The sequence below is a fragment of the Citrobacter sp. wls718 genome, assembly GCF_005280945.1.
Taxonomy (GTDB): domain Bacteria; phylum Pseudomonadota; class Gammaproteobacteria; order Enterobacterales; family Enterobacteriaceae; genus Citrobacter; species Citrobacter gillenii.
Genome location: NZ_SZWV01000015.1, coordinates 18,321 through 45,049, shown reverse-complemented (window position 1 = coordinate 45,049; position 26,729 = coordinate 18,321). Strand labels below are relative to the sequence as shown.

Below are 26,729 nucleotides of genomic sequence, written 5' to 3'. Positions count from 1 at the left end.
CGCTCCGTGAATGCTCTCATTGAGACGCTAATCGAGTTTGTGAACGGGCAAGTTCATCCGCCAGTAATTTCTCGTCAGGCAACTGCATTTTGTATTCGCTGGTAAGCACTTTATGAGGTAAACCGGTTAGGGCATAGTGAGCTTCGCCAGCACCTTTTTCCGCGCACAGGATTAAGCCTACGGGCGGATTCTCTCCAGGCATTGTCCAGTGCTCTTGGGCGTAATTCAGGTACATATTCATTTGCCCTGCATCGGCGTAGCTGAATTTTCCTACCTTGAGGTCAACGATGAGCAGGCAGCGTAAGCGTCGGTGGAAGAACAGCAGATCGATGCGAAACCAACTATCGTCAATGCGTAAGCGACGCTGGCGACCCACAAAGGAAAAATCATCACCGAGTTCCAGCATAAAATCCATCAGGTGGTTTATCAGCGCTTCTTCAAGGTCAGATTCAGAATATTCGTCCTTTAAATCTAGGAATTCAAGAATGAACGGGTCACGTATTGCTTGTTCTGGCGTAACGTCAGCGACGGTGGGGGCGACCTGCTGTAACATGGCGGTTTTGTCGTGGGACAATAATGTTCTTTCGTAAAATTGGGTGGTGATTTGCCTGTCGAGTTGCCGTACTGACCAGCCGTTACGTAGCGTCTCTTTCTCGTAAAAGATGCGGGCATCAGGATTTTTAACCGATAGCAGGCGGACATAGGCTGACCAGGGAAGCGGGAAAATTTTGGCGAGTTGTGCCAGACGGGAAGATTCACCAGACACTGTCTGCTGAATTTCAATATTTTGAAAATAAAGATAAAACGCTCGTATTTGTCGCAAGTTTCCCGTGGAAAACCCACGTTTGTACCGCTGGTTTAAATCGACGGACAAACGTTCAATCAGTTGAGTACCGTAAGCCGCTCGCGCTTCACCGCCTTGTTCAAATTCGACAATTCAATGGCCAATCTCCCAATAGGTTGCCGTCATAATTGCGTTGATGCTGCGGACCGTTTCTGTCCTGGCGTTATCCAATAAATGGATTATTCCGTCATGGATTTGCTGATAATCCTCAGCATGGTGTGTCGAGGTGAGTGTATTCATGTCTTCCCTGGCGTGATAGTTGCGAAATGAAAATATATCGTTATCAATACGCTCGAGGTCTAATGCCGTCAATCCATGACGATTGCATTACATGGACCTGCATCAGCATTTGCGAGTCGCTTTCCAGGAATGACGTGAATGTGTGAGGCAGAAGAAAACAGGCCCCCATCCAGCAATGTGAATTTTGGCAGGGGGCCAGCAGAGAGGCTTTTTATACTTCCAGGTAATTCAGGATCCCGTCAGCGGCTTTACGGCCTTCGGCAATTGCCGTCACCACCAGATCCGAACCGCGCACGATGTCGCCACCGGCGAAGATTTTCGGGTTGCTGGTCTGGAACGCGTTGTCGCTGCGTTCCGGGGCGATAATGCGGCCCTGCGAATCCAGCTCGACGCTGTGCTTTGCCAGCCATTCCATGCTGTGCGGACGGAAACCGAATGCCATCACCACGGCATCGGCGGGTACCACGTGTTCAGAACCGGGCACGATCTCCGCACGGCGGCGGCCTTGTGCGTCCGGTGCACCCATTTCAGTATGCGCCATTTTCACACCGCACACTTTGCCGTTGGCGTTAATTTCCACGCCCAGCGGCTGCACGTTGAACTGGAATTCTACACCTTCTTCACGCGCGTTTTTTACTTCGCGTTTCGAGCCAGGCATGTTTTCTTCGTCGCGACGATAGGCGCAAATCACGTGTGAGGCGTTCTGACGAACGGAAGTACGTACGCAGTCCATCGCAGTATCACCGCCGCCCAGCACCACCACGCGTTTGCCTTCCATACTGATGTACGGCTCGTCGCTGCTTTCGCCAAAGCCCATCAACTGCTTGGTATTGGCAATCAGGAACGGCAGGGCATCGAATACGCCATCGGCATCTTCGTTTTCCAGCCCACCGCGCATCGACTGATAGGTTCCGACGCCGAGAAACACAGCGTCATAATCTTTCAGTAGATCGTCGAGCTGCACGTCACGACCCACTTCTACATTGAGTTTGAACTCAATGCCCATACCGGTGAAGATTTCACGACGACGGGTCATCACCTCTTTTTCCAGCTTGAAGGCTGGAATACCGAAGGTCAGCAGGCCGCCAATCTCCGGATGACGGTCAAACACCACCGCCTTTACGCCGTTACGGGTGAGTACGTCGGCACAGGCCAGCCCTGCCGGACCGGCACCGATAATGGCGACGCGTTTATCGGTCTGGCGTACGCCGGTCATATCCGGGCGCCAGCCCATTTCAAACGCTTTATCGTTGATATAGCGCTCAATGTTGCCGATGGTTACCGCGCCGAACTCATCGTTCAGCGTGCAAGAACCCTCACACAAACGGTCCTGCGGACACACACGACCGCAGACTTCCGGCAGCGTGTTGGTCTGGTGTGACAGCTCGGCTGCTTCAAAAATACGTCCTTCATTAGCCAGCTTCAGCCAGTTCGGGATGTAGTTGTGCACCGGGCATTTCCACTCGCAGTACGGGTTGCCGCAGGACAGGCAGCGGTCTGCCTGCGCCTTAGCCTGGCCTTCGGAAAATGGCTCGTAGATTTCGATAAACTCGATCTTGCGGATCTTCAGCGGTTTCTTCGGCGGATCAACGCGCTGCAGGTCGATAAATTGGTATACGTTCTGGCTCATTGCTGCTACCCCTTACTGCGCCTGCACGCGCAGCTCAGCTGCGCTACGACTACGGTGACCCAACAGTGCTTTCACATCACTGGACTTCGGTTTAACCAGCGCGAATTTCGCCGAGAATGCCGGCCAGTTGGCCAGGATCTCTTCTCCGCGTGACGAACCGGTATGCTGTACATGCTCGGTGATCAGTCCACGCAAATGCTCTTCGTGGATAGCCAGCGAGTCCACGCTCAGGACTTCGACCAGTTCCGGATTCACGCGTTTGCGGAATTCGCCGTCTTCGTCCAGCACGTAGGCGAACCCGCCCGTCATGCCTGCGCCGAAGTTGACGCCCGTTTTACCGAGAATACAGACGATGCCGCCGGTCATGTATTCACAGCCGTTGTCACCGATGCCTTCGACCACGGTGATGGCACCTGAGTTACGTACCCCAAAGCGTTCACCCGCGCGACCTGCGGCAAACAGACGACCGCCGGTTGCGCCGTACAGGCAGGTGTTGCCGATGATGCTCGCTTCATGGCTGCGGAAGGCAGAACCGACCGGAGGACGTACCGCCAGCAGGCCGCCCGCCATGCCTTTACCGACATAGTCGTTGGCATCGCCGGTCAGATACAGCTCCACGCCGCCCGCGTTCCACACGCCAAAGCTCTGGCCTGCGGTACCGCTGAAATGCGCCTTGATCGGGTCGGAAGCCAACCCCTGATCGCCGTGCGTCTGAGCGATATAGCCCGACAGTGATGCGCCGACAGAACGGTCGGTGTTGCGGATGTCGAACCAGAAAGTTTTACTCTGGCGCTCATCAACAAATGGTTTGGCCTGTTGCAGCAACTGCGCGTTGAGCACGCCGTTGTCGAACGGTGGGTTGTTCTCAGTACAGTACACCGCTTTGCCTGGGTGAGGTTGTGCGGTTTCCAGCAGGTGAGACAGCTCCAGTTTCTGCTGCTTGGCAGTATACCCGTCCAGCTCTTTGAGCAGGTCGGTACGGCCAATCAGATCCACCAGGCGTGTTACGCCAAGCGATGCCATCAGCTCGCGGGTTTCACGGGCGACAAACTCAAAGTAGTTGGTCACTTTGAACGGCAGACCGTGGTAGTGGTTCTTACGCAGTTTTTCGTCCTGGGTTGCTACACCGGTTGCACAGTTGTTCAGGTGGCAAATACGCAGGTATTTACAGCCCAGCGCGACCATCGGGCCGGTACCAAAGCCGAAGCTTTCCGCGCCGAGAATGGCTGCTTTGATGATGTCGACGCCGGTTTTCAGACCGCCATCAACTTGTAAACGGATCTTATGGCGCAGACCGTTAGCCACCAGTGCCTGCTGAGTTTCTACCAGCCCCAGTTCCCACGGACAACCTGCGTATTTCACCGAAGAGAGCGGGCTGGCACCGGTGCCGCCGTCGTAACCGGCAATGGTTATCAGATCCGCGTAGGCTTTTGCCACGCCGGTGGCGATGGTGCCGACGCCCGGTTCGGAAACCAGCTTCACAGAGATCATCGCCTTCGGGTTAACCTGTTTTAAGTCGAAAATCAGCTGCGCCAGGTCCTCGATAGAGTAGATATCGTGGTGTGGCGGCGGGGAAATCAGCGTCACGCCCGGCACCGAATAACGCAGTTTGGCGATGTACGGAGTAACTTTATCTCCCGGTAACTGACCACCTTCGCCGGGCTTCGCGCCCTGTGCGACCTTAATCTGAATGACGTCAGCGTTGACCAGATACGCCGGGGTTACACCGAAGCGACCGGAAGCCACCTGCTTGATGCGCGACACCTTGTTGGTGCCATAGCGTGCGGGGTCCTCACCGCCTTCGCCGGAGTTGGAATTACCGCCGATGCTGTTCATCGCTTCGGCCAGCGCTTCGTGCGCTTCCGGGCTTAACGCGCCGATGGACATGGCTGCGGTATCAAAACGTTTAAACAACTCGGTTGCGGGTTCGACGTCGTCAATACTTACTGCTTCATTGCCAGGTGTGATAGCCAGCAGATCGCGCAGCGTTGCTGCCGGACGCTCGTTAACCAACTTCGCGTATTGCTGGTAGTCGCTGTATTCGCCGCTTTGTACTGCCTGTTGCAGGGTGCGTACTACGTCCGGGTTGTAGGCGTGGTATTCGCCACCGTGAACGTACTTCAGCAGGCCGCCCTGGCTAATCGGTTTGCGCGCCAACCAGGCATGTTTGGAGAGGTTCAGCAGATCCTGCTGGAAGTCGGCAAAGCCTGCGCCACTGATGCGACTGACCACGCCCTGGAAGCACAATGCCACCACGTCGTCATGCAGGCCAACGGCTTCAAACAGCTTCGAACAGCGGTAGGAGGCAATGGTCGAAATGCCCATTTTGGACATGATTTTGTACAGACCTTTGTTGATGCCGTTACGGTAGTTCAGCATCACGGTCCGGTAATCTTTGGCAATAGCGTGAGTGTCAATCAGACGCCCCAGCGTTTCATAGGCCAGATACGGGTAGATAGCTGTGGCACCAAAGCCGAGGAGTACCGCGAAGTGATGTGGATCGCGGGTACTGGCGGTTTCGACGATGATGTTAGCGTCGCAGCGCAGGTTTTGTTCCACCAGACGCGTTTGCACCGCACCAACCGCCATCGGTGCCGGGACCGGCAGGCGATTTTTGGCGATGTTACGGTCAGAGAGCACCAGCAATACCGTGCCGTTACGCACCATCTGTTCGGCTTTATCGCACAGCGCCTTGACGGTCTCTTCCAGCGTGGTTTCACTCATGTCGAAGGTGATATCGAGCCGGTCAGCGCGATAATGTTCCTCTTTCATGGTGGTGAGCTGGGTGAAATCAGAGTACAGCAAGATCGGCGATTTAAAGCTCAGGCGATGCGCCTGGCCTTCGGCTTCACAGAAGACGTTCATCTCACGACCAATGCTGGTGGCTAGCGACATCACGTGCGCCTCCCGCAGCGGATCGATAGGCGGGTTGGTCACCTGCGCGAACTGCTGACGGAAGTAGTCATAAATGATGCGCGGCTGGCTGGAAAGCACGGCAAACGGGGTGTCATCGCCCATTGAACCGACCGCTTCCTGGCCGTTTTCACCTAACACGCGAATCACGGAATCCAGTTCTTCGGCGCTGTAGTTAAACTGTTTTTGGTAGCTGGCAAGGGTGTCGTCGTCCAGCTCACGGCTGCCGACTTGATCGTCAGCCAGGTCTTCAAACGGTACCAGACGGCGGACGTTCTTTTCCATCCACTCTTTGTACGGATGGCGACTTTTCAGGTCATCATCGGTTTCCGCCGAGTGCAGAATGCGACCCGAGCGGGTGTCGATCACCATCAGTTCGCCGGGACCGACGCGGCCTTTCTCGACGACTTCATCGGGCTGATAATCCCAGATACCCACTTCGGAGGCGCAGGTGATGAGCTTGTCTTTGGTGATGACGTAGCGCGCCGGGCGCAGGCCGTTACGGTCAAGGTTACAGGCGGCAAAGCGACCGTCAGACATGACAATGCCTGCCGGGCCGTCCCACGGCTCCATGTGCATGGAGTTAAAGTCAAAGAATGCGCGCAGCTCCGGGTCCATATCCGGGTTGTTCTGCCAGGCTGGTGGCACCAGCAGGCGCATCGCGCGGATGATGTCCATCCCGCCTGCCAGCAACAGTTCGAGCATGTTATCCATTGAGCTGGAGTCGGAGCCGGTTTCGTTGACGAACGGCGCGGCATCGTGGAGATCCGGGATCAGCGGGGTCTGGAACTTATAAGTACGGGCGCGCGCCCACTGGCGGTTACCGGTAATGGTATTGATTTCTCCGTTGTGCGCCAGGTAGCGGAACGGTTGGGCCAGCGGCCAGCGCGGTACGGTGTTGGTGGAAAAGCGCTGGTGGAACAGGCAGATGGCCGATTCCAGACGCAGGTCCGCGAGGTCCAGGTAAAAGCGCGGCAGATCCGCCGGCATACACAGACCTTTATAGATATTGACCAGATTGGACAAGCTACAGACGTAGAAGTCTTTATCGTCCTGTAAACGTTTTTCGATGCGGCGACGCGCGATGAACAGACGGCGCTCCATATCGCGTGGACGCCAGCCCGCAGGGGCGTTAACAAAAATTTGCTCAATACGGGGCAGAGAGGAGAGGGCAATTTCACCGAGAACACCGTCGTTGGTCGGCACGTCGCGCCAGCCCACAATCGACAGGGTTTCCTGCTGTAACTCTTCTTCAACGATGCGACGAGACGCCGCCGCCAGTTCAGCGTCTTTATTTAAAAAGATCATGCCGACCGCGTAGTTTTTGGCTAAACGCCAGCCGCGCTCTTGCGCAACAATGCGGAAAAAGCGATCGGGTTTTTGTAATAACAGGCCACAGCCGTCGCCGGTTTTACCGTCCGCGAGGATGGCTCCACGGTGCTGCATACGGGCCAGTGCGTGTATGGCGGTACGCACTACCTTGTGGCTAGGTTCGCCTTCTATGTGGGCGATCAGGCCGAAACCACAGTTATCCTTCTCAAGGGATTTATCGTACAACATATCAGTGAACCTCCCCAGGCTCTGCGGGACGCCTCTCCGATACCGTTTGCGCACAGGCACACCAAGAGCATGGCGACGGGGGTTGCGCGTTATACGCTCACCTCGCATTCGCCCTCTTTAATCCTTTTCGCATAGGTCAAACAAGTTTGAGGACTTGCTTCAGAGGGAATCTCAATTACTGCATAAATATGATGAGCAGGCTGCTCATCCAGAAAGCTTCCAGCGGATTTCCACGTTATCGGGAATCCACACACAGGTCAAATGGCAATCTTATTTATGCAAAAATGTGCTATAGGTCGATTAACGATATGAATATATTGAAATTAATAGCATTTTTACATTGATTTAACGCACAGCGGATGGCGAGGGAAGTGTGATCTGTCTCACTGTCAGAAAGGTCCGTTATCGCTTGTCCTCCCTTTGTTTATCGCGATGTTTGGCATTTTATGCTGGTTTATAGAGTTTACGCGTCTTAAAGATACTGTTTTTATCCGTTGGCCGTCGGAGGATAAAAAAAATCACCGGATATAAGGAAAAGTAATCACATTTTGATTGAATGAAATTTCATTTATTTTGCTTGAATATGCAATAAATAAAAGCACGCCGGGGCGATTGATCCAGGTCATCGCCGACGGGGGCTAAAAATGGCAGGCTTTGGCCTCTTTTCAAGGCGCGGTCTATCAGATTATGCAGTTACAGAAATTAGTCAATATGTTTGGTGGGGATCTTTCTCGTCGTTATGGGCAAAAGGTTCATAAACTCACGCTGCACGGCGGGTTTAGCTGCCCAAATCGCGATGGCACCATTGGACGTGGCGGGTGCACCTTCTGTAATGTCGCCTCCTTTGCCGATGAGGCACAGCAGCATCATTCGATTGCTGAGCAGCTCGAACATCAGGCTCAACTGGTGAATCGCGCCAAGCGCTACCTGGCCTATTTTCAGGCTTATACCAGCACGTTTGCCGAAGTGCAGGTGCTGCGTTCGATGTACCAGCAGGCGGTCACTCAGGCCAATATTGTCGGGCTGTGCGTCGGGACGCGCCCTGACTGCGTGCCAGAGGCGGTGCTCGATCTGCTGTGCGAATATAAAGACCAGGGCTACGAGGTGTGGTTGGAACTGGGGCTGCAAACGGCCCATGATAAAACGCTGCACCGTATTAACCGTGGGCATGACTTTGCCTGCTATCAACGCACCACGCAGTTGGCGCGTGAGCGTGGGTTGAAAGTGTGCTCACATCTGATTGTTGGCCTGCCGGGAGAAGGGCAAGCGGAATGTCTGCAAACGCTGGCGCGCGTGGTGGAGACCGGCGTTGATGGCATTAAGCTGCATCCGCTGCATATCGTGAAGGGCAGCATTATGGCGAAGGCCTGGGAAGCAGGGCGTCTGAGCGGTATTGAGCTGGCCGATTACACCGTGACGGCGGGCGAGATGATTCGCCATACGCCGCCAGAGGTTATTTATCATCGTATTTCTGCCAGCGCCCGTCGCCCGACGTTACTTGCGCCGCTGTGGTGTGAAAATCGCTGGACCGGGATGGTCGAACTGGACCGTTATCTCAATGAGCATGGTGTACAAGGCTCCGCTCTTGGAACGCCGTGGGCTCAGCCGGGGAGCTAACCCTCTGTAGGCCGGATAAGGCAAAGCCGACCTCCGGCAATCTGCGCCTGCTTGCCTGATGGCGCTTCGCTTATCAGGTCTACGATGACCTCTCCTCAGTCATTTCACCGATAGCCTCCGCATTTATTGCACAATCTCAAACGTCACGCCGAGAATTGAGTATTATTGTGCCAAGTTGTCGTGAAGGAACCCTCTATGAAGCAAATTCGAATGCTGGCGCAGTATTATGTCGACCTGATGATGAAATTAGGTCTGGTGCGCTTTTCGCTGCTATTGGCGCTGGCTCTGGTGGTGTTGGCCATAGTGGTGCAAATGGCCGTCACCATGGTGCTGCATGGCCAGGTAGAAAGTATTGATGTAATACGTTCCATCTTTTTTGGCCTGTTAATTACCCCCTGGGCGGTCTATTTCCTGTCAGTGGTCGTGGAGCAACTGGAGGAGTCCCGGCAACGGCTGTCACGACTGGTGCAGAAGCTGGAAGAGATGCGCGAACGCGATCTCAAGCTTAACGTGCAGTTAAAGGACAATATTGCGCAGCTTAACCAGGAGATTGTCGAACGTGAAAAGGCGGAAGCGGAGCGCCAGGAAACGTTTGAACAACTCAAAGTCGAAATTAAAGAGCGTGAAGAAGCGCAGATCCAACTGGAACAACAATCCTCTTTTCTGCGTTCTTTTCTCGATGCTTCACCGGATCTGGTTTTTTATCGCAATGAAGATAAAGAGTTCTCCGGCTGTAACCGCGCCATGGAATTGCTGACAGGCAAGAGCGAAAAGCAACTGGTGAATTTAAAACCGATTGAAGTTTACTCGCCAGAAGCGGCTGAAAAAGTTATCGAAACCGACGAGAAAGTGTTCCGCCATAATGTCTCGTTGACCTATGAACAATGGCTGGATTACCCGGACGGACGTAAAGCCTGCTTTGAAATTCGTAAAGTGCCTTATTACGATCGCGTCGGTAAACGACACGGCCTGATGGGCTTTGGCCGCGATATTACCGAGCGCAAGCGCTACCAGGATGCACTTGAACGTGCCAGCCGTGACAAGACGACCTTTATTTCCACCATCAGCCACGAACTGCGTACGCCGCTGAATGGTATTGTCGGTTTGAGTCGGATCCTGCTGGATACGGATCTGACCGCTGAGCAGGAAAAATACCTGAAAACTATCCATGTTTCCGCCGTTACGCTTGGGAATATTTTCAACGATATTATCGACATGGATAAGATGGAGCGGCGTAAAGTTCAGCTCGATAACCAGCCGATAGATTTCACCAGCTTTATGGCGGATCTGGAAAACCTCTCCGGCCTGCAGGCGCAGCAAAAAGGGCTGCGCTTTGTACTTGATCCGACCTTGCCGCTGCCGCATAAGGTCATTACCGACGGGACGCGTCTGCGTCAAATCCTGTGGAATCTGATCAGCAACGCCGTGAAGTTTACCCAGAAAGGGCAGGTCACCGTGCGGGCGCGCTATGACAAAGGCAACATGCTGCATTTTGAAGTGGAAGATTCTGGTATCGGTATTCCGCAGGATGAGCAGGATAAAATCTTCGCCATGTATTATCAGGTGAAGGACAGCAATGGCGGTAAACCGGCCACCGGGACCGGGATTGGTCTGGCAGTGTCTCGTCGTCTGGCGAAAAACATGGGCGGCGATATTACGGTTTCCAGCCAGCCGGGGAAAGGTTCCGTCTTTACCCTTACCGTTCATGCCCCAGCCGTTGCGGAAGAGATTGAAGACGCCTTTGAAGAAGACGACATGCCGTTGCCTGCCCTGAATGTGCTGCTGGTTGAGGACATTGAACTGAACGTGATTGTCGCCCGTTCGGTGCTGGAAAAACTGGGTAACAGCGTGGACGTCGCCATGACCGGGAAAGCCGCGCTGGAAATGTTCAAACCGGGTGAGTACGATCTGGTGCTGTTGGATATTCAGTTGCCGGATATGACGGGTCTGGATATCTCCAGAGAGTTAACGCAAAAGTACGTGCGGGAAGATCTGCCGCCGCTGGTGGCGCTCACCGCTAACGTTCTGAAAGACAAAAAAGAATATCTGGAAGCGGGTATGGATGACGTGCTGAGCAAGCCGCTGTCGGTACCGGCGTTAACCGCCATGATTAAAAAATACTGGGATACCCGAAACAAAGAGGAGAGCACTGTGACATCTGAAGAAAGCAGTAAATCGCAAGCGCTGTTAGATATTCCCATGTTGGAACAATACCTCGAGCTGGTGGGACCGAAGTTAATTACCGACGGATTGGCGGTATTTGAGAAGATGATGCCGGGTTATTTAAGTGTGCTGGAGTCCAACCTGACCGCGCGTGATAAAAAAGGCGTTGTTGAGGAAGGCCATAAAATCAAAGGTGCCGCGGGGTCAGTGGGACTGCGCCATCTGCAACAGCTGGGTCAGCAAATTCAATCCCCGGACCTTCCTGCCTGGGAGGACAACGTGGGGGAATGGATTGAAGAGATGAAGCAGGAGTGGCAGCACGACGTGGCGGTATTAAGAGCCTGGGTGGCGAGTGTTGAAAAAAAATGACCCCGGCTTAGCCGGGGTGCGCGAATACTGCGCCAACACCAGGGAAATCGTGGCTGCGCCGTAAATTATTATCATTGTTTACAAGGGCGCAGCCCTAATTTTCAGGCCGCACGCAGTTAAGATAGCAAATCTTAAATAATTTGTTACATGAATCAGTTAAATGTGTGAAGCGTAGCATTTTAATAAGAATTATTAATATACTACAGCCAGTTGCGAAAGGAGTCTCACGATGAAGAAAATTGGCGTAGTGCTCGGTGGATGCGGCGTGTATGACGGCTCGGAGATCCATGAAGCCGTGTTAACGCTGCTGGCTATTGCCCGCAACGGGGCTCAGGCCATCTGCTTTGCGCCGGATAAACAACAAGCAGATGTGATTAATCATCTGACGGGCGAACCCATGCAGGAGACCCGCAATGTCCTGATTGAGGCTGCACGTATAACCCGTGGTGATATCCGCCCGCTTGCCCAGGCGGTCTCTGCTGAACTGGATGCGCTGATTGTCCCTGGTGGATTCGGTGCAGCAAAGAACCTGAGCAATTTCGCCAGCCAGGGAAGCGAATGCCGGGTGGAGAGCGACTTAGCCGCGCTGGCAGTCGCCATGCATCAATCCGGTAAGCCGTTGGGGTTCATGTGTATTGCTCCAGCGATGCTGCCTAAAATATTTGATTTTCCGCTGCGTCTGACGATTGGCACCGATATCGATACTGCGGAAGTGCTGGAAGATATGGGGGCAGAGCATGTGCCGTGTCCGGTCGATGATATTGTGGTTGATGAAGACCACAAAATCGTCACCACGCCGGCTTATATGCTGGCACAGGATATTGCCCAGGCGGCGAGCGGTATCGACAAGCTGGTCTCGCGTGTGCTGGTGCTGACTGAATGAAAAAAGGGGTGACCGCCAGTTTGCGGCGACTCTTTCTGCGGGCGGTCATTGTCCTCGCCGTGTTCTGGGGCGGGGGCATCGCCCTCTTTAGCGTGCTGCCCGTGCCCTTTTCAGCGGTGATGGCTGAACGACAAATTAGCGCCTGGTTGCACGGTGATTTCGGCTATGTGGCGCATTCTGACTGGGTCAGTATGGATGAGATCTCACCGTGGATGGGGCTGGCGGTTATTGCCGCAGAAGACCAAAAATTTCCGCAGCACTGGGGATTTGATGTCTCTGCGATAGAAAAGGCGCTGGCGCATAATGAGCGCAATGAAAGCCGCATTCGTGGAGCATCGACGCTCTCGCAGCAGACAGTAAAAAATCTCTTTCTGTGGGATGGACGCAGTTGGGTGCGTAAAGGTCTTGAGGCCGGACTCACACTGGGCATGGAAACAGTGTGGAGTAAGAAACGTATTCTGACGGTTTATCTGAATATCGCCGAGTTTGGCGACGGTGTATTCGGCGTAGAAGCGGCAGCACAACATTATTTCCATAAACCGGCCAGCCGCCTGAGTCAGTCTGAAGCAGCGCTGCTTGCGGCGGTGCTGCCAAATCCTCTGCGTTTTAAGGCGAATGCCCCGTCAGGCTATGTACGTAACCGCCAGGCATGGATCATGCGGCAAATGCGCCAGTTAGGCGGTGAGTCGTTTATGCGGGAAAATAAGCTGTATTAGTCGATGCTGACGCTGTTTTTGTAGGCCTGATAAGCGCAGCGCATCAGGCAGAATACGACACAACGACATTGCCGGATGCGGCGTAAACGCCTTGTCCGACCTACTGGCTACGTGCTGAAATGGTAGCTCTGTACTGACTAATCCTCGTCAAATCCCGAATTAAACAGCGCAATCACCGCAGCCAGGGCTTCTACTTCCTGTGGACCAGAGGCTTCAACCTCTATCTGGCGACCTTTGGCGGAATCCAGCATCAGCAGGGCGATGACGCTGTTCGCCTCCGCCTCTGTACCTTCATCGTTACGCAACAGCACTTCCGCCTCAAAACCCTGCATTAATTCAAACAGCTTCATCGCAGGCCGGGCGTGCATGCCCAGCTTATTGGTGATTTCGACAGTCTGTTTTACGGTCATGATTTGCGTTTTTCCAGCGTGCGATGGCGTGACTGCACGTTTTTACCGCGAGAGCGGAAGTAGTCAGCCAGTTGCTCTGCAATATACACCGATCGGTGTTTCCCGCCGGTACAGCCGATGGCTACGGTGAGGTAGCTGCGGTTGTTAGTCTCCAGCATGGGTAACCATAGCTCAAGATAGCTGCGAGTCTGGTAGATAAAATTGTGTACTTCTGTGTGGCGGTCGAGAAACGCGGCAACGGGCCTGTCCAGACCGGTCATCGGACGCAGTTTAGGATCCCAGTGTGGGTTTGGCAGGAAGCGCACGTCAAAGACGTAATCCGCATCAATCGGGATGCCGTGCTTGAAGCCAAAGGACTCGAATACCATGGTCAGTTCACGTTCACGTTTGCCTAGCAGTCGGGTACGCAACATTTCTGCCAGCTCGTGCACGGACATTTCAGAGGTATCGACGATCAGATCCGCGCGAGAACGCAGTGGCTCCAGTAAGTCACTTTCCTTATCGATAGCACTTTCCAGTGACAGATTTTTGCTGGAGAGTGGGTGCAGTCGACGGGTATCACTGTAGCGACGGATCAGCGTGTTACGGTCAGCATCGAGGAACAGCAGCTGCGGCGAGAAACCTTCAGGCAGGTTATTCATTGCCTGCTCGAAAATTTCTGGTGACTCAGGCATATTGCGCACATCAATGCTGACGGCCGCAGAAATTTGGCTATCGGCCAGGGTGCGGGCCAGATCGGGCAACAGCACTACGGGAAGGTTATCCACGCAGTAAAAACCCATATCTTCCAGCGCTCGCAGGGCAACAGATTTGCCTGACCCTGAACGACCGCTGACGATCATCAGTACCATGTACTGTTTCTCCTCACAACGACAAAAAAGGGTGCCATTGGGTTGTTATGCTTCATCCTGTACACCTTCGGTGTCCGTGATGATTTGATACAGCTCCTGATCGCTCTGCGCGGAACGCAGGCGGCGACAGATGGTTTTATCCGCCAGACGTTTTGCAACCAGTGACAAGGTGTGCAAATGCGTCTTGGTTTGGTCTGCGGGAACCAGCAGGGCGAACAACAGATCGACCGGTTGATTATCAATGGCGTCGAATGCGATAGGCGTTTCGAGCTGCACAAACACGCCGACCGCGCGCATCGTGTCTTCTTCCAGCTTTCCGTGCGGAATGGCAATACCATTGCCGATGCCGGTACTGCCCATTTTTTCACGCGTCAGAATGGCTTCAAATACCACCTGAGAAGGCAAGCTGAGCTGCTTTGCTGCCAGTTCGCTGATGATTTCCAGAGCGCGTTTTTTGCTTTGGCAGTGAACACCAGAGCGCGTACATTCCTGGTTAAGAACAGTACTCAGTTGTAGAGTCGTATCGTTATTTGTCATAATTTCACCTAAGCGCTAACTGTACAAATGGCCCGTTGTGCTGCACAACAGGCCGTCCTGCACCCGCTAACTGCCCGGACAAGTTAGTGCTGTTTCAGTTTATCTTTATGTTTTGTTAACTGCCGAGCCAGTTTATCAATTAAACCGTCAATGGCGGCGTACATATCCTGACCTTCCGCGCTGGCATGAATTTCGCCACCGTTCACATGCAGTGTTGCATCCGAGATGTGTGTCACCTTCTCCACCTTCAACACAATATAGACCTGATTAATCCGGTCGAAATATTGCTCAAGTTTGGCGAACTTTGTGTTCACAAAGTCACGCAGTGCTTCAGTGATTTCGACGTTGTTTCCAGTGATGTTGAGCTGCATAGTGTCTTCCTTATCGGTTGGGTCAGACCAGCTGTTTGCGCTGGTTAGACGGCGGAATGGATAAAGACTCTCGGTACTTCGCAACGGTGCGGCGCGCCACCATGATACCCTGTTCTGACAGCATAGAGGTTAACTTGCTGTCACTCAGCGGTTTCGCAGGGTTCTCCGCAGCAATTAATTTCTTCACCAGTGCGCGTATCGCTGTAGAAGAGGCTTCGCCCCCGCCCTCAGTGTTGACGTGGCTGGAAAAGAAATACTTGAGTTCAAAAATGCCGCGTGGACTGTGCAGATACTTTTGCGTGGTCACTCGGGAAATGGTCGATTCGTGCATCTCGACGGCCTGGGCGATATCCGCCAGCACCATCGGCTTCATAAATTCTTCACCTTTCTCAAAGAAGGCTTGCTGTTGCTCAACAATACATCGACTGACGCGCAACAGCGTGTCGTTACGGCTTTCCAGACTTTTAATCAGCCACTTTGCATCCTGGAGATTGGTGCGAATAAACTGGCTGTCGGCATCGTTGCGCGCGCCATTGCACATGGCGGCATAGTGCTGATTAATCTGTAGACGCGGAATGCTGTCGCTGTTCAGTTCGACGACCCAACGATCGTTATGTTTGCGCACCAGTACATCTGGGATCACGTACTCTGGCTCACCGGTTTGGATCGACTGCCCGGGTCTCGGATCCAGCGACTGGATCAGGTTGACGGCTTCTTTCAGCACATCTTCTTTCAACCGGGTAACGCGCATGAGCGAGCGGAAATCGTGATTGGCTAACAGATCGAGGTGATCGCTGATGATCAGGCGGGCTTCTTCCAGCCATGGTGTGGCTTTGTCAAACTGCGACAGTTGAATCAACAGGCAGTCGCGGAGATCTTTCGCCGCCACGCCAACCGGATCAAAACGTTGAACGCGTTTTAGCACGGCTTCGACTTCATCGAGACCAATGTCGTCATCACCCATGCTCTCGAGAATATCATCCAGAGAAACGGTGAGATATCCGGTGTCATCAACCGCATCGACAATTGACGTCGCAATGGCGCGATCGGTATCCGAGAACGGGGTCAATCCCACTTGCCACATCAGGTAATCTTGTAATGATTGCGTGGTTTCACCCTGATACACAGGCAGTTCGTCGTCGATGTAATCCCCACTGGTGCCCGACGGCGTGCCTGCGGTGTAAATTTCATCCCAACTGGCATCCAGCGGCAGTTCTTCCGGCATCTCTTTTTGTTCGAGAGCATCTGCGGTATCGAGGGAATCGCTGTCCTGTTTTTCCTGGGTATCAATTTCGTCGTGAAGATCGGTTTGCTCGAGCAGTGGGTTACTTTCCAGCGCTTGCTGAAGTTCTTGCTGAAGTTCCAGCGTAGACAACTGCAACAGACGGATAGCCTGTTGTAGCTGAGGCGTCATTGCCAGTTGTTGGCTAAGCCTGAGTTGCAAACCTTGCTTCATGTTCAGAGTGGTTTTCTCCTGCAGTAACGTGACGTCTTCTACCCTATCAGAGTCTGAAGTCTTCCCCAAGGTATACGCGCTTAACGTGTTCGTCTTGCAGTATTTCGGTTGGCGTGCCGTGTGCTATCAGATGTCCCTGACTCACAATATAGGCGCGTTCACAGACCGCCAGCGTTTCACGTACGTTATGGTCGGTGATCAGCACGCCCAGTCCGCTGTCGCGCAGGTGTTCAATGATACGTTTGATATCGATAACGGAGATCGGGTCAACGCCCGCAAATGGTTCATCCAGCAGGATAAATTTCGGATTTGCAGCCAATGCTCGAGCGATTTCCACACGGCGACGTTCCCCCCCGGACAGCGACTGTCCCAGGCTGTCCCGCAGGTGTTCGATATGGAACTCTTCCATCAGTTCGTTAGCACGATCTTCGCGCTGTTCGCTGGAGAGATCGTCACGAATTTGCAGTACCGCCATCAGGTTATCAAACACGCTCAGACGACGAAAAATAGAGGCTTCCTGCGGTAAATAACCGATGCCGCGACGGGCGCGTGCATGCAGCGGCAGCAGGCTGATGTCTTCGTCATCGATGATGATGTTGCCCGCATCGCGCGGCACAATGCCCACCACCATGTAAAAGGTCGTTGTTTTGCCCGCACCGTTAGGGCCGAGCAGACCGACGATCTCCCCAGAGTTGACGGTCAGACTGACGTCTTCCACCACACGGCGGCCTTTATAGGCTTTTGCAAGGTTCTTTGCAGTTAATGTTGCCATAACGAATCAGTTACCTTTTTTCTCTGCCGGAGCTTTGGTTTTGTTTTTATCCTGCAGCTGTGACGGCACTAAAACGGTAGTGACGCGTTTGCCTTTATCGCTGAAGGCCTGCATTTTCTGCTCTTTTACCAGATAGGTAATTTTGTCGCCGGTGATGTTGCTGTCCACCTGCTCCAGATAGGCTTTACCCGTCAGCACAACGAAATCTTTTGCCAGTTCATAGTGCATCTGTAAGGCATGGCCGTTAACGGGTTTACCGTTATCCTGCATCTGGTAAAACGTTGCCGGATTGCCGTAGCCATCGATCACTTCTTTACCGTCTTCACCGCCCGGACGGGTCACGACAACCTTATCGGCATTAATTTTGATGGTGCCCTGCGTCACGATAACATTACCGGTAAATGTCACCACGTTACCCTGCATATCCAGGGACTGCTGATCCGATTCAATGTGAATCGGCTGCTCGGTATCGCCGGTGACGGCAAATGCCGGAATGCTGGCGGCCAGAAGGGAGCTGGCAAGCACAAGATTAAGGCTGAGTTTGTTTGTTTTGGATTTCATATGAGGTTCTAACCTTTTCAATCAGCTCGGCGTTCTTGCTGCGTAAATTGCCGCGCATCTTCAGTCCGCTGGAGTTAAATGTTGTTCCATACAACGTGACCAGATCGTTTGAGGTGACATCTTGCGTCACCAGGTTAATCTGCGCGTTATCGGTCGTAATTCTGCGTAGTTGAGAGTCTGCCACCAGGGCGTTGACTTCAACATGGCCATACAGATACAGCATCCGATCCTCAGTCAATTTTGCTTTATCAGCCTTGATAGACCAGGTCGGCACTTTATCCTTATCAAACGTGGTTAATACCGGTTGAGTAAACCACGAAACAGCCTGATCGGAATAATATTCAACGTGTTGAGCGATAAGTCGATAGCTCAGTGCGCCTTCCGGGCTATACACGACAGTGTCGGTATGTTCGCTCTTATAGGTCGGCTCGTTGTTATTGATTACCACCTGAGTGGTGTCGTCTTTGTCTGCCAGGTTAATACCGATCAGCACAAGGACGGCCAGCGACAGTAGAATGATAACCCAACGTCTGGTTTTGCTCATATCGATTGACCTTTGGCCTCGTCCAGTTTGCCCTGCGCCAGGAGTAATAAATCGCAGACCTCACGTACCGCGCCGCGCCCTCCATCAATGCGCGTGACATAGTCGGCACGGGGGATCAGCAGCGGGTGGGCATCCGCTACCGCCACGCTTAATCCGACTTTCGCCATCACCGGCCAGTCGATCAGATCGTCGCCGACGTATGCCACCTGTTCCGGCGCGATCGCCAGCTTGTTGAGCAGATCGTCGAAGGCGACCAGTTTGTCCGACTGTCCCTGGTACAGATGGGTAATCCCCAACGTGTTACAGCGGTCTTCTACAAGTTTAGCCTTTCGTCCGGTAATAATAGCAACCTCGATACCGGAAGTGAGCGCACAACGAATTCCGTAGCCATCACGGACGTTAAACGCCTTGAGCTCTTCGCCGTTGTTGCCCATATAAATCAGGCCATCAGACAGTACGCCATCCACATCAAGGATCAGCAGACGAATATTCTCTGCCCTGGTGATGACTTCAGCGCTGACGGGTCCATAACAGGTCGCAAGCGACGCACCTGCGTTACTCATTTCTTTTATCCTTGCGTTTCTACTCTACTTTTTACACTACGCCTGCACGCAGGAGATCATGCATATGTAACACACCGAGTAAACGGTCGCCATCAGCAACCATCACCGAGGTAATATGGCGGGATTGCATTAAATTCAGAGCGTCCACGGCAAGAATGCCCGGACGCACGCGAATGCCCCCGGGGGTCATCACGTCGGCAATCCCCAACTGGCGAACGTCAACGCCCATATCAAAGACGCGGCGTAAGTCACCATCCGTGAAGATGCCGTCGATCTTCATGGTGTCATCGCAAATGACGGTCATGCCGAGATTTTTACGCGTAATCTCAAGTAACGCATCGCGCAGGCTGGCGTTTTTATTCACATGCGGGATCTCGTCGCCCGTATGCATAATATCGTTAACGCGCAGCAAAAGCTTACGCCCCAGTGCGCCACCGGGGTGCGACAACGCAAAATCTTCCGCAGTAAAGCCGCGGGCTTTCAATAATGCCACGGCGAGCGCATCGCCCATCACCAGCGTCGCGGTTGTGCTGCTGGTCGGCGCCAGACCTAATGGGCAGGCTTCCTTGGGTACTTTAACACACAGATGCACATCTGCTGCACGCGCCATGCTGCTTTCCGGACGACCGGTCATGCAGATAAGCGGGACGTGAAGGCGTTTGAGCACCGGAATTAATGCGGCAATCTCATTGGATTCACCGGAATTAGAAATGGCGATCACCACATCCTGCGGCGATACCATGCCCAGATCGCCGTGTGCGGCTTCGCCAGGATGTACGAAAAAGGACGGTGTACCGGTACTGGCAAACGTGGCGGCCATTTTGCGCCCGATATGCCCGGATTTCCCCATTCCCATCACCACAACTTTACCCGCGCAGTTGACGATTTTCTCACAGGCGAGGGTAAAGTTCAGGTCGATGTACTGATCAAGCTCCGCCAGGCCTTCACGTTCAATAGCCAGGACTTCCTTGCCTGCTTGCTGAAAGTCAAAACCCGGTTGCAACTCTAAGTGCGACATAATGCGTTTCCAGTTATCCAACGAGAAGTGGCGATACCCAATACAGCATCGCCAGCCATATGATAAAACCGCCGGTCAGCAGTGCACCCGCGCCGCGACCAATCTGGCGCGGACGTCGCCAGCAGAGTAATGCAAAAATAACACTTACCAGTAGCATCACACTGTAGTCACGGACGAAGGCCATCGGATTGACCTCGCCCGGTGTGATCAGTGCGGGGAGTCCGAGAACGATAACAATATTAAAAATGTTGGCACCGATGATGTTGCCGACAGCAATATCATTTTCACCCTTACGCAGGCCCGCGATAGCCGTTGCCAGCTCTGGCAGGCTGGTGCCAATCGCCACCACCGTTAATCCGATGGTGAGTTCGCTCATGGCAAAGTAATTCGCCAGTACGGTGGCGTTATCGACCACCATTCGCGTTGCCATTGGCATAATAATCAGCGCAATGCCCAGCCACAGAAAGGCGACAGGTAGTCCCCCTTCGCGCGGCAGTTCTGCCACCTGCTCCCGGGTCAGGCTGTCATTGCCTTCCCGTTCCGCCAACCGCGCGATTTTAACAATGAATAGCAGCCATAGCACGGCCAGAAGCAGAAGAAAAAAACCATCGCTGCGGCTTAGTTCCCCGTCGTACAGCACGGATGCGGCCAGAATACTGACCAGCAACATTAGCGGTAATTCGCGACGCAGAACATCAGAATGCACGGTAAAAGGGTGAATCAGCGCTGACAGGCCTAAAATCAGGAGAATATTGGTGATGTTTGAGCCGAGCGCGGTGCCGACGGCTAAATCGAGCTGCCCATTCATAGAGGCGGCAACGGAGACAATAATTTCAGGTAACGATGTGCCTATGCTGACGACGGTCATCCCAATGATGATGGGGGGAATGCCGAAGGTGCGACATAAAATAGAGGCGGCAAATACCAGACGGTCGGCACCGTAGACCACCAGAAGTAAACCAATTATTAACAGCGCCGTCGCTAAAAGCATCTAAAGTCCTTTCTTCAGGTATACTCGCCGGTCCACGTGAAGGATCTTCTGGAAGCCGTAACGAAGTCTTAATTTTGACTTTATGCGGCTAAAAAGTAAAACAAATGCCAGCTTTCGCTAACCAGAGCGGGTAATAATCTGTAAATATGTTGGGTTCATGGCTAAATTGAGCGCCAAACTCTTCGATCAACGAGGCAATAGTAAAGGATGAATCAATGGGTCAGTCTGTGGCGAATCTAGTCGATATGCACGATGTCAGCTTTTCCCGAGGCGACCGCTGCATTTTTGATAATATTTCCCTGACGGTGCCGCGCGGCAAGATAACGGCGATCATGGGGCCATCAGGCATCGGCAAAACGACGCTGTTGCGTCTGATTGGCGGACAAATTCCCCCGGATAAGGGTGAGATCCTGTTTGATGGCGAGAACGTCCCGGCCATGTCTCGTTCGCGGTTATACACCGTGCGTAAACGTATGAGTATGCTGTTTCAATCGGGTGCGCTGTTTACCGATATGAACGTGTTCGACAACGTCGCTTATCCGCTACGTGAGCATACGACGCTACCCGCGCCGTTGCTGAAAAGCACGGTGATGATGAAGCTTGAGGCCGTTGGCCTGCGTGGTGCAGCAAAATTAATGCCTTCTGAATTATCTGGTGGGATGGCGCGACGTGCCGCACTTGCACGTGCCATTGCGCTGGAGCCAGACCTGATCATGTTTGATGAGCCGTTTGTCGGTCAGGACCCCATCACCATGGGCGTGCTGGTGAAGCTGATCTCTGAACTGAACAGCACACTGGGTGTCACCTGTGTGGTGGTGTCTCATGATGTGCCGGAGGTTCTGAGTATTGCGGATTACGCCTATATAATGGCGGATAAAAAAATTGTGGCCTACGGTAGTGCTCAGGCACTGCAAGAAAATGCCGATCCGCGTGTACGTCAGTTCCTCGATGGCATTGCTGATGGGCCGGTTCCGTTCCGCTACCCGGCGGGCGATTACCACTCCGATTTACTTAAAACAGGGAGTTAAGCCATCCATGTTGTTAAATGCGCTGGCCTCACTCGGACATCGAGGGATTAAAACCCTCAGGACGTTCGGGCGTGCCGGATTAATGTTGTTCAATGCGGTAGTCGGCAAGCCGGAGTTTCGCAAACATGCGCCGCTTCTGATCCGTCAGCTCTATAATGTCGGCGTCTTGTCGATGCTGATTATTATCGTTTCTGGCGTGTTCATCGGTATGGTGTTGGGGCTGCAGGGATACCTGGTTCTGACCACCTACAGTGCGGAAACCAGTCTTGGTATGCTGGTGGCGCTTTCGCTGCTGCGTGAACTGGGACCGGTTGTGGCGGCGCTGCTGTTCGCCGGGCGAGCCGGGTCGGCCTTAACCGCAGAAATTGGTCTGATGCGGGCAACCGAACAGCTTTCCAGTATGGAAATGATGGCGGTTGATCCCCTGCGTCGGGTGATATCCCCACGCTTTTGGGCGGGGGTGATTTCACTGCCGCTGCTGACGATTATTTTTGTCGCGGTAGGTATCTGGGGCGGTTCACTGGTCGGCGTAAGCTGGAAAGGTATTGATGCAGGCTTTTTCTGGTCTGCGATGCAAAATGCCGTCGACTGGCGCCTGGACCTGGTCAACTGTTTAATTAAGAGCGTGGTGTTCGCCATTACGGTCACATGGATTGCATTGTTCAATGGTTATGATGCAATCCCGACCTCTGCCGGGATTAGCCGGGCAACGACACGTACCGTTGTGCACGCCTCTCTTGCCGTTCTGGGGCTGGATTTTGTGCTGACCGCACTGATGTTTGGGAATTGAGTTCATGCAAACGAAAAAAAATGAAATTTGGGTCGGGTTATTCCTGTTGGTTGCGCTGCTGGCGGCGCTGTTTGTCTGCCTGAAAGCAGCTAACGTCACCTCTATGCGTACTGAGCCGACCTACACGATTTATGCGACCTTTGATAACATTGGCGGCTTGAGAGAACGCTCTCCGGTGCGGATTGGCGGGGTAGTTGTTGGACGCGTGTCGGACATTTCGTTGGATCCGAAATCGTACCTGCCGCGTGTGACGCTGGAGATTGAATCGCGCTTTAACCAGATTCCAGATACCAGTTCGCTGAGTATCCGCACTTCCGGTCTGCTGGGTGAGCAATATCTGGCATTGAACGTCGGTTTTGAGGATCCTGAACTGGGAACCGCTATTCTCAAGGATGGTGATACGATCCAGGACACCAAATCGGCGATGGTGCTGGAAGATATGATTGGTCAGTTCCTTTACAACAGTAACAGTAAAGGCGATGACAATAAGAATTCTGGCGATGCGCCGACTGCGGCTCAGGGTAATAATGAAGCCACCACGCCTGCGGGCGCGACGAAATAATCTCAGGAGAATCGACATATGTTTAAACGATTGATGATGGTGGCTATGCTGGTCATTGCTCCACTTAGCGCAGCAACGGCAGCGGATCAAGCCAACCCTTACAAACAGATGGATGAGGCGGCGCAGAAAACCTTCGACCGTCTGAAGAACGAACAGCCGAAAATCCGTTCTAACCCGGATTACCTGCGTGATATCGTCGATCAGGAGCTGTTGCCGTACGTGCAGGTGAAATATGCCGGCGCGCTGGTGCTGGGTCGTTATTACAAAGAAGCGACGCCTGCACAACGTGACGCGTATTTTGCTGCGTTTCGTGAGTACCTGAAACAGGCCTACGGCCAGGCGCTGGCGATGTACCATGGCCAGACTTATCAGATTGCCCCGGAACAACCGCTGGGTGACGCGACCATCGTGCCGATCCGTGTCACCATTATCGATCCGAATGGCCGTCCTCCGGTACGTCTGGATTTCCAGTGGCGTAAAAACTCCCAGACCGGTCACTGGCAGGCGTATGACATGATCGCCGAAGGTGTCAGCATGATCACCACCAAACAAAATGAGTGGAGTGACCTGCTGCGGACCAAAGGTATTGATGGCCTGACGGCGCAACTGAAATCTATTTCTCAGCAGAAAATCACGCTGGAAGAGAAAAAATAATGACGCAGTCACTCGCCTGGGCGCGTGAAGGTGACAAGTTGTTGCTGGTGGGGGAACTGGATCAGGACGTGTTAAACCCATTATGGGATGCGCGTGTTGAAGCGATGAAAGGGGTTACCTGCATCGATCTGAGCCAGGTTTCCCGGGTTGATACCGGTGGACTGGCACTGCTGGTCCATCTTATTGACCAGGGCAAGAGGAAGGGGAACCGTGTTGTACTCAGCGGTGTGAACGATAAGGTTTATACGCTGGCAAAGCTTTACAATCTGCCTGACGATGTCCTTCCGCGTTAATTTTTTGTAGGCCGGATAAGGTCTTGTGCCGCCATCCGGCAAACCCCCTGAGGGGGTAGCAGCCACCAAAGCCTTGTCTGATTTATCGGCGAGGCTTTTTGCTTATTTATGACAGCGCAACTTTGCTCTAAGATGTTGGGCTGTTTTCACTATCTGACGAATGAAGAGCCCATGGAAAATAATGAAATTCAGAGCGTGCTGATGAACGCACTCTCCCTCCAGGAAGTCCACGTCTCTGGCGATGGCAGTCACTTTCAGGTTATTGCCGTGGGTGAGATGTTTGACGGCATGAGCCGGGTCAAGAAGCAGCAATCGGTCTATGGCCCATTGATGGAGTACATTGCGGACAACCGCATTCATGCCGTGTCGATCAAAGCATTTACCCCAGCGGAATGGGCACGCGATCGCAAACTTAACGGTTTTTGAGCTACGGGTGATGCGCCGGTAGCGAATATGAATTCTTAACAGAGAACAGAATAATGGATAAGTTTCGTGTACAGGGGCCGACTAAGCTCCAGGGCGAAGTCACAATTTCAGGCGCTAAAAACGCCGCACTGCCAATCCTGTTTGCGGCATTGCTGGCAGAAGAACCTGTCGAAATCCAAAACGTCCCGAAACTGAAGGACGTTGATACCTCGATGAAGCTGCTGAGTCAGCTGGGCGCAAAGGTTGAACGTAACGGTTCCGTGCACATTGATGCTCGCGATGTTAACGTCTTCTGCGCGCCATACGACCTGGTAAAAACCATGCGCGCGTCCATCTGGGCGCTGGGGCCGCTGGTGGCTCGCTTTGGTCAGGGCCAGGTATCACTGCCGGGCGGCTGCACGATTGGCGCGCGTCCGGTTGACCTGCACATTACCGGTCTGGAGCAGTTAGGGGCGACCATCAAGCTGGAAGAAGGCTATGTGAAGGCGTCCGTTGATGGCCGTCTGAAAGGCGCGCACATCGTGATGGATAAAGTGAGCGTCGGCGCGACGGTCACTATCATGTGTGCGGCTACGCTTGCCGAAGGTACGACCATCATCGAGAACGCCGCGCGCGAGCCGGAAATCGTTGATACCGCGAACTTCCTGATTGCACTGGGTGCGAAGATCACCGGTCAGGGCACCGATCGTATCACCATCGAGGGCGTTGAGCGTCTCGGTGGCGGCGTGTATCGCGTTCTGCCAGACCGTATTGAAACCGGGACGTTCCTGGTGGCAGCGGCGATTTCTCGCGGCAAAATCATCTGCCATAACGCACAACCGGACACGCTGGATGCCGTTCTGGCGAAACTGCGTGATGCAGGTGCGGATATTGAAGTCGGGGCCGACTGGATTAGCCTCGACATGCACGGCAAGCGTCCGAAAGCGGTCAATGTGCGCACTGCTCCGCATCCGGCGTTCCCGACTGACATGCAGGCACAGTTCACGCTGCTGAATCTGGTGGCAGAAGGCACCGGTTTCATCACGGAGACCGTGTTTGAAAACCGCTTCATGCACGTGCCTGAACTTAGCCGTATGGGCGCTCACGCAGAGATTGAAAGCAATACCGTGATTTGTCACGGCGTTGAAACGCTCTCCGGCGCGCAGGTGATGGCAACGGATCTGCGTGCATCAGCAAGCCTGGTACTGGCAGGCTGTATTGCAGAAGGCACCACGGTAGTTGATCGCATTTATCACATCGATCGTGGCTATGAGCGCATCGAAGATAAGCTGCGTGCGCTGGGCGCAAATATCGAGCGCGTGAAAGGCGAGTAATAGTCAACGTGTCTAGTGACCCCTTGGTTTTTGTTCAGGGGTCACTGTTCAGCACTTCACTCGAGGGGCATTTTCTCTTTACGCACTCTCATCATCCGTGTTCTGTCGATGAATTCATGCGTCTTTGCGTCGTGATATCGCGACGGCCAAATTACCCAAGGTTCCGTGCCTAGCGCTTTAGCGATAATGACTTCTCCTTTTGGCCATGGACGAGTTAACGCATTTGCCAGCGTTGATGAACTCAACCCATTTCTCCGCGACTCTGCGGCCATTGAGGTCCCTTTCTTGCGCAGTCCTGCGATGATATCAGCTGGATGCCAGTCAATGAGTTTGCTTTCCATACGTCCCTTTCTCCTTTGGTTCACCACTTATGGTTTAACAATTAGCCAGTAGTGACACTATACTCGCGGAGAACGAATGTTCTAAAATGTTCGTGTAAAGGGTTTGTATATTCAGAATAAATCAAGATTTTTTCTAGTGTTATGTAAAATTGTTGTTCTTATTGGAATTTACTGGAATATAAAAAATCCCGTGCAGTGCACGGGATGATGTTATACGAAGAAAGGTGAGGAAAGGATTAACGGTCGCGCTGTACGGCGATATGTGCCAGGCCAATCAGGGCTTCTTTCCATTGCGTTTCAGGGAGTACCTGAA

General features: G+C 53.2%; 26 protein-coding genes and 1 pseudogene. 11 read left to right on the top strand and 16 right to left on the bottom strand.

Features of this window, described 5'->3' with window-relative positions; genetic code table 11:
* Window positions 1-16: 16 nt before the first annotated feature.
* From FDW95_RS02710 to gltB, 3 genes and pseudogenes are all read right to left on the bottom strand, one after another.
* Window positions 17-1,084: pseudogene (locus tag FDW95_RS02710) on the bottom strand (PDDEXK nuclease domain-containing protein).
* 211 nt (window positions 1,085-1,295) lie between these two features.
* Entirely contained in the window at window positions 1,296-2,714 is a 1,419-nt protein-coding gene (locus FDW95_RS02705; protein ID WP_096755493.1) for a glutamate synthase small subunit, read from the bottom strand.
* Window positions 2,715-2,726: 12 nt separating this feature from the next.
* Window positions 2,727-7,187: a glutamate synthase large subunit gene (gltB, locus tag FDW95_RS02700; protein ID WP_137363404.1), complete on the bottom strand. Its 4,461-nt coding sequence runs from the start codon at window positions 7,185-7,187 to the stop codon at window positions 2,727-2,729.
* A gap of 687 nt (window positions 7,188-7,874) precedes the next feature.
* On the opposite strand from gltB, the gene FDW95_RS02695 reads away from it, so the two are divergent.
* The 4 genes from FDW95_RS02695 to mtgA all read left to right on the top strand — a co-directional run bounded on the left by FDW95_RS02695 (window position 7,875) and on the right by mtgA (window position 12,935).
* The gene (locus tag FDW95_RS02695) at window positions 7,875-8,804 is read left to right on the top strand and encodes a TIGR01212 family radical SAM protein (RefSeq protein WP_115257371.1); all 930 of its coding nucleotides are present in this window, start codon (window positions 7,875-7,877) and stop codon (window positions 8,802-8,804) included.
* A 195-nt stretch (window positions 8,805-8,999) separates the two neighbouring features.
* Window positions 9,000-11,336, top strand: coding sequence for an aerobic respiration two-component sensor histidine kinase ArcB (arcB, locus tag FDW95_RS02690; RefSeq protein ID WP_115257372.1), 2,337 nt, complete (start codon window positions 9,000-9,002; stop codon window positions 11,334-11,336).
* Window positions 11,337-11,565: 229 nt separating this feature from the next.
* Window positions 11,566-12,219 (top strand): isoprenoid biosynthesis glyoxalase ElbB, encoded by a 654-nt coding sequence (gene elbB, locus FDW95_RS02685; protein ID WP_115257373.1) that lies wholly within the window; start codon window positions 11,566-11,568, stop codon window positions 12,217-12,219.
* Entirely contained in the window at window positions 12,216-12,935 is a 720-nt protein-coding gene (gene mtgA, locus FDW95_RS02680) for a monofunctional biosynthetic peptidoglycan transglycosylase (protein ID WP_115257374.1), read from the top strand. Before elbB ends, mtgA begins: the two co-directional genes overlap by 4 nt.
* Window positions 12,936-13,072: 137 nt before the next feature.
* On the opposite strand, the gene npr is transcribed toward mtgA, so the two are convergent.
* The 11 genes from npr to FDW95_RS02625 all read right to left on the bottom strand — a co-directional run bounded on the left by npr (window position 13,073) and on the right by FDW95_RS02625 (window position 21,009).
* Window positions 13,073-13,345, bottom strand: coding sequence for a PTS phosphocarrier protein NPr (gene npr / locus FDW95_RS02675; RefSeq protein WP_096755498.1), 273 nt, complete (start codon window positions 13,343-13,345; stop codon window positions 13,073-13,075).
* Window positions 13,342-14,196 (bottom strand): RNase adapter RapZ, encoded by an 855-nt coding sequence (gene rapZ / locus FDW95_RS02670; protein WP_096755499.1) that lies wholly within the window; start codon window positions 14,194-14,196, stop codon window positions 13,342-13,344. The genes npr and rapZ overlap by 4 nt, the downstream gene beginning before the upstream one ends.
* A gap of 45 nt (window positions 14,197-14,241) precedes the next feature.
* Complete coding sequence (gene ptsN, locus FDW95_RS02665; RefSeq protein ID WP_096755500.1) at window positions 14,242-14,733, bottom strand: PTS IIA-like nitrogen regulatory protein PtsN; 492 nt, start codon at window positions 14,731-14,733, stop codon at window positions 14,242-14,244.
* A gap of 83 nt (window positions 14,734-14,816) precedes the next feature.
* Window positions 14,817-15,104, bottom strand: a complete 288-nt coding sequence (gene hpf / locus FDW95_RS02660; RefSeq protein ID WP_003025078.1) for a ribosome hibernation promoting factor — start codon at window positions 15,102-15,104, stop codon at window positions 14,817-14,819.
* Window positions 15,105-15,126: 22 nt separating this feature from the next.
* Complete coding sequence (rpoN, locus tag FDW95_RS02655; RefSeq protein ID WP_115257376.1) at window positions 15,127-16,560, bottom strand: RNA polymerase factor sigma-54; 1,434 nt, start codon at window positions 16,558-16,560, stop codon at window positions 15,127-15,129.
* A gap of 46 nt (window positions 16,561-16,606) precedes the next feature.
* Entirely contained in the window at window positions 16,607-17,332 is a 726-nt protein-coding gene (lptB, locus tag FDW95_RS02650; protein ID WP_040234138.1) for an LPS export ABC transporter ATP-binding protein, read from the bottom strand.
* A 6-nt stretch (window positions 17,333-17,338) separates the two neighbouring features.
* Window positions 17,339-17,893, bottom strand: a complete 555-nt coding sequence (gene lptA / locus FDW95_RS02645; RefSeq protein ID WP_115257377.1) for a lipopolysaccharide ABC transporter substrate-binding protein LptA — start codon at window positions 17,891-17,893, stop codon at window positions 17,339-17,341.
* Window positions 17,862-18,437 (bottom strand): LPS export ABC transporter periplasmic protein LptC, encoded by a 576-nt coding sequence (gene lptC / locus FDW95_RS02640; RefSeq protein ID WP_115257378.1) that lies wholly within the window; start codon window positions 18,435-18,437, stop codon window positions 17,862-17,864. Before lptC ends, lptA begins: the two co-directional genes overlap by 32 nt.
* Entirely contained in the window at window positions 18,434-19,000 is a 567-nt protein-coding gene (gene kdsC, locus FDW95_RS02635) for a 3-deoxy-manno-octulosonate-8-phosphatase KdsC (protein WP_115257379.1), read from the bottom strand. Before kdsC ends, lptC begins: the two co-directional genes overlap by 4 nt.
* A gap of 31 nt (window positions 19,001-19,031) precedes the next feature.
* Window positions 19,032-20,018, bottom strand: a complete 987-nt coding sequence (gene kdsD / locus FDW95_RS02630; protein ID WP_096755505.1) for an arabinose-5-phosphate isomerase KdsD — start codon at window positions 20,016-20,018, stop codon at window positions 19,032-19,034.
* Window positions 20,019-20,031: 13 nt separating this feature from the next.
* Window positions 20,032-21,009, bottom strand: a complete 978-nt coding sequence (locus FDW95_RS02625; protein WP_096755506.1) for a calcium/sodium antiporter — start codon at window positions 21,007-21,009, stop codon at window positions 20,032-20,034.
* A 215-nt stretch (window positions 21,010-21,224) separates the two neighbouring features.
* Between FDW95_RS02625 and mlaF the strand changes: the two genes are divergently transcribed.
* From mlaF to murA, 7 genes are all read left to right on the top strand, one after another.
* A complete protein-coding gene (gene mlaF, locus FDW95_RS02620) occupies window positions 21,225-22,037 on the top strand; it encodes a phospholipid ABC transporter ATP-binding protein MlaF (protein ID WP_115257381.1) in 813 nt (270 codons plus the stop codon).
* 7 nt (window positions 22,038-22,044) lie between these two features.
* Window positions 22,045-22,827: a lipid asymmetry maintenance ABC transporter permease subunit MlaE gene (mlaE, locus tag FDW95_RS02615; protein WP_045448070.1), complete on the top strand. Its 783-nt coding sequence runs from the start codon at window positions 22,045-22,047 to the stop codon at window positions 22,825-22,827.
* Between the two features lie 4 nt (window positions 22,828-22,831).
* The gene (gene mlaD, locus FDW95_RS02610; RefSeq protein ID WP_115259895.1) at window positions 22,832-23,389 is read left to right on the top strand and encodes an outer membrane lipid asymmetry maintenance protein MlaD; all 558 of its coding nucleotides are present in this window, start codon (window positions 22,832-22,834) and stop codon (window positions 23,387-23,389) included.
* 18 nt (window positions 23,390-23,407) lie between these two features.
* Window positions 23,408-24,043 (top strand): phospholipid-binding protein MlaC, encoded by a 636-nt coding sequence (mlaC, locus tag FDW95_RS02605; RefSeq protein WP_115257382.1) that lies wholly within the window; start codon window positions 23,408-23,410, stop codon window positions 24,041-24,043.
* A complete protein-coding gene (gene mlaB, locus FDW95_RS02600; RefSeq protein ID WP_115257383.1) occupies window positions 24,043-24,336 on the top strand; it encodes a lipid asymmetry maintenance protein MlaB in 294 nt (97 codons plus the stop codon). The genes mlaC and mlaB overlap by 1 nt, the downstream gene beginning before the upstream one ends.
* Before the next feature lie 171 nt (window positions 24,337-24,507).
* Window positions 24,508-24,762, top strand: coding sequence for a BolA family iron metabolism protein IbaG (ibaG, locus tag FDW95_RS02595; protein WP_005121314.1), 255 nt, complete (start codon window positions 24,508-24,510; stop codon window positions 24,760-24,762).
* 53 nt (window positions 24,763-24,815) lie between these two features.
* Window positions 24,816-26,075: a UDP-N-acetylglucosamine 1-carboxyvinyltransferase gene (gene murA / locus FDW95_RS02590; RefSeq protein WP_096755510.1), complete on the top strand. Its 1,260-nt coding sequence runs from the start codon at window positions 24,816-24,818 to the stop codon at window positions 26,073-26,075.
* A gap of 56 nt (window positions 26,076-26,131) precedes the next feature.
* Here murA and sfsB read toward each other — a convergent pair whose 3' ends face one another.
* Window positions 26,132-26,416, bottom strand: a complete 285-nt coding sequence (gene sfsB, locus FDW95_RS02585; RefSeq protein WP_115257384.1) for a DNA-binding transcriptional regulator SfsB — start codon at window positions 26,414-26,416, stop codon at window positions 26,132-26,134.
* A gap of 236 nt (window positions 26,417-26,652) precedes the next feature.
* Window positions 26,653-26,729, bottom strand: a 77-nt coding sequence (locus FDW95_RS23390; protein WP_249358883.1) for a hypothetical protein, incomplete at its 5' end; no start/stop codon positions are given.

What these genes read in the sequence shown, in the direction of transcription:
- FDW95_RS02705 (WP_096755493.1), bottom strand. Translation starts at nt 2,714, where the DNA reads ATGAGCCAGAACGTATACCAATTTATCGACCTGCAGCGCGTTGATCCG.
- gltB (WP_137363404.1), bottom strand. Translation starts at nt 7,187, where the DNA reads ATGTTGTACGATAAATCCCTTGAGAAGGATAACTGTGGTTTCGGCCTG.
- FDW95_RS02695 (WP_115257371.1), top strand. Translation starts at nt 7,875, where the DNA reads ATGCAGTTACAGAAATTAGTCAATATGTTTGGTGGGGATCTTTCTCGT.
- arcB (WP_115257372.1), top strand. Translation starts at nt 9,000, where the DNA reads ATGAAGCAAATTCGAATGCTGGCGCAGTATTATGTCGACCTGATGATG.
- elbB (WP_115257373.1), top strand. Translation starts at nt 11,566, where the DNA reads ATGAAGAAAATTGGCGTAGTGCTCGGTGGATGCGGCGTGTATGACGGC.
- mtgA (WP_115257374.1), top strand. Translation starts at nt 12,216, where the DNA reads ATGAAAAAAGGGGTGACCGCCAGTTTGCGGCGACTCTTTCTGCGGGCG.
- npr (WP_096755498.1), bottom strand. Translation starts at nt 13,345, where the DNA reads ATGACCGTAAAACAGACTGTCGAAATCACCAATAAGCTGGGCATGCAC.
- rapZ (WP_096755499.1), bottom strand. Translation starts at nt 14,196, where the DNA reads ATGGTACTGATGATCGTCAGCGGTCGTTCAGGGTCAGGCAAATCTGTT.
- ptsN (WP_096755500.1), bottom strand. Translation starts at nt 14,733, where the DNA reads ATGACAAATAACGATACGACTCTACAACTGAGTACTGTTCTTAACCAG.
- hpf (WP_003025078.1), bottom strand. Translation starts at nt 15,104, where the DNA reads ATGCAGCTCAACATCACTGGAAACAACGTCGAAATCACTGAAGCACTG.
- rpoN (WP_115257376.1), bottom strand. Translation starts at nt 16,560, where the DNA reads ATGAAGCAAGGTTTGCAACTCAGGCTTAGCCAACAACTGGCAATGACG.
- lptB (WP_040234138.1), bottom strand. Translation starts at nt 17,332, where the DNA reads ATGGCAACATTAACTGCAAAGAACCTTGCAAAAGCCTATAAAGGCCGC.
- lptA (WP_115257377.1), bottom strand. Translation starts at nt 17,893, where the DNA reads ATGAAATCCAAAACAAACAAACTCAGCCTTAATCTTGTGCTTGCCAGC.
- lptC (WP_115257378.1), bottom strand. Translation starts at nt 18,437, where the DNA reads ATGAGCAAAACCAGACGTTGGGTTATCATTCTACTGTCGCTGGCCGTC.
- kdsC (WP_115257379.1), bottom strand. Translation starts at nt 19,000, where the DNA reads ATGAGTAACGCAGGTGCGTCGCTTGCGACCTGTTATGGACCCGTCAGC.
- kdsD (WP_096755505.1), bottom strand. Translation starts at nt 20,018, where the DNA reads ATGTCGCACTTAGAGTTGCAACCGGGTTTTGACTTTCAGCAAGCAGGC.
- FDW95_RS02625 (WP_096755506.1), bottom strand. Translation starts at nt 21,009, where the DNA reads ATGCTTTTAGCGACGGCGCTGTTAATAATTGGTTTACTTCTGGTGGTC.
- mlaF (WP_115257381.1), top strand. Translation starts at nt 21,225, where the DNA reads ATGGGTCAGTCTGTGGCGAATCTAGTCGATATGCACGATGTCAGCTTT.
- mlaE (WP_045448070.1), top strand. Translation starts at nt 22,045, where the DNA reads ATGTTGTTAAATGCGCTGGCCTCACTCGGACATCGAGGGATTAAAACC.
- mlaD (WP_115259895.1), top strand. Translation starts at nt 22,832, where the DNA reads ATGCAAACGAAAAAAAATGAAATTTGGGTCGGGTTATTCCTGTTGGTT.
- mlaC (WP_115257382.1), top strand. Translation starts at nt 23,408, where the DNA reads ATGTTTAAACGATTGATGATGGTGGCTATGCTGGTCATTGCTCCACTT.
- mlaB (WP_115257383.1), top strand. Translation starts at nt 24,043, where the DNA reads ATGACGCAGTCACTCGCCTGGGCGCGTGAAGGTGACAAGTTGTTGCTG.
- ibaG (WP_005121314.1), top strand. Translation starts at nt 24,508, where the DNA reads ATGGAAAATAATGAAATTCAGAGCGTGCTGATGAACGCACTCTCCCTC.
- murA (WP_096755510.1), top strand. Translation starts at nt 24,816, where the DNA reads ATGGATAAGTTTCGTGTACAGGGGCCGACTAAGCTCCAGGGCGAAGTC.
- sfsB (WP_115257384.1), bottom strand. Translation starts at nt 26,416, where the DNA reads ATGGAAAGCAAACTCATTGACTGGCATCCAGCTGATATCATCGCAGGA.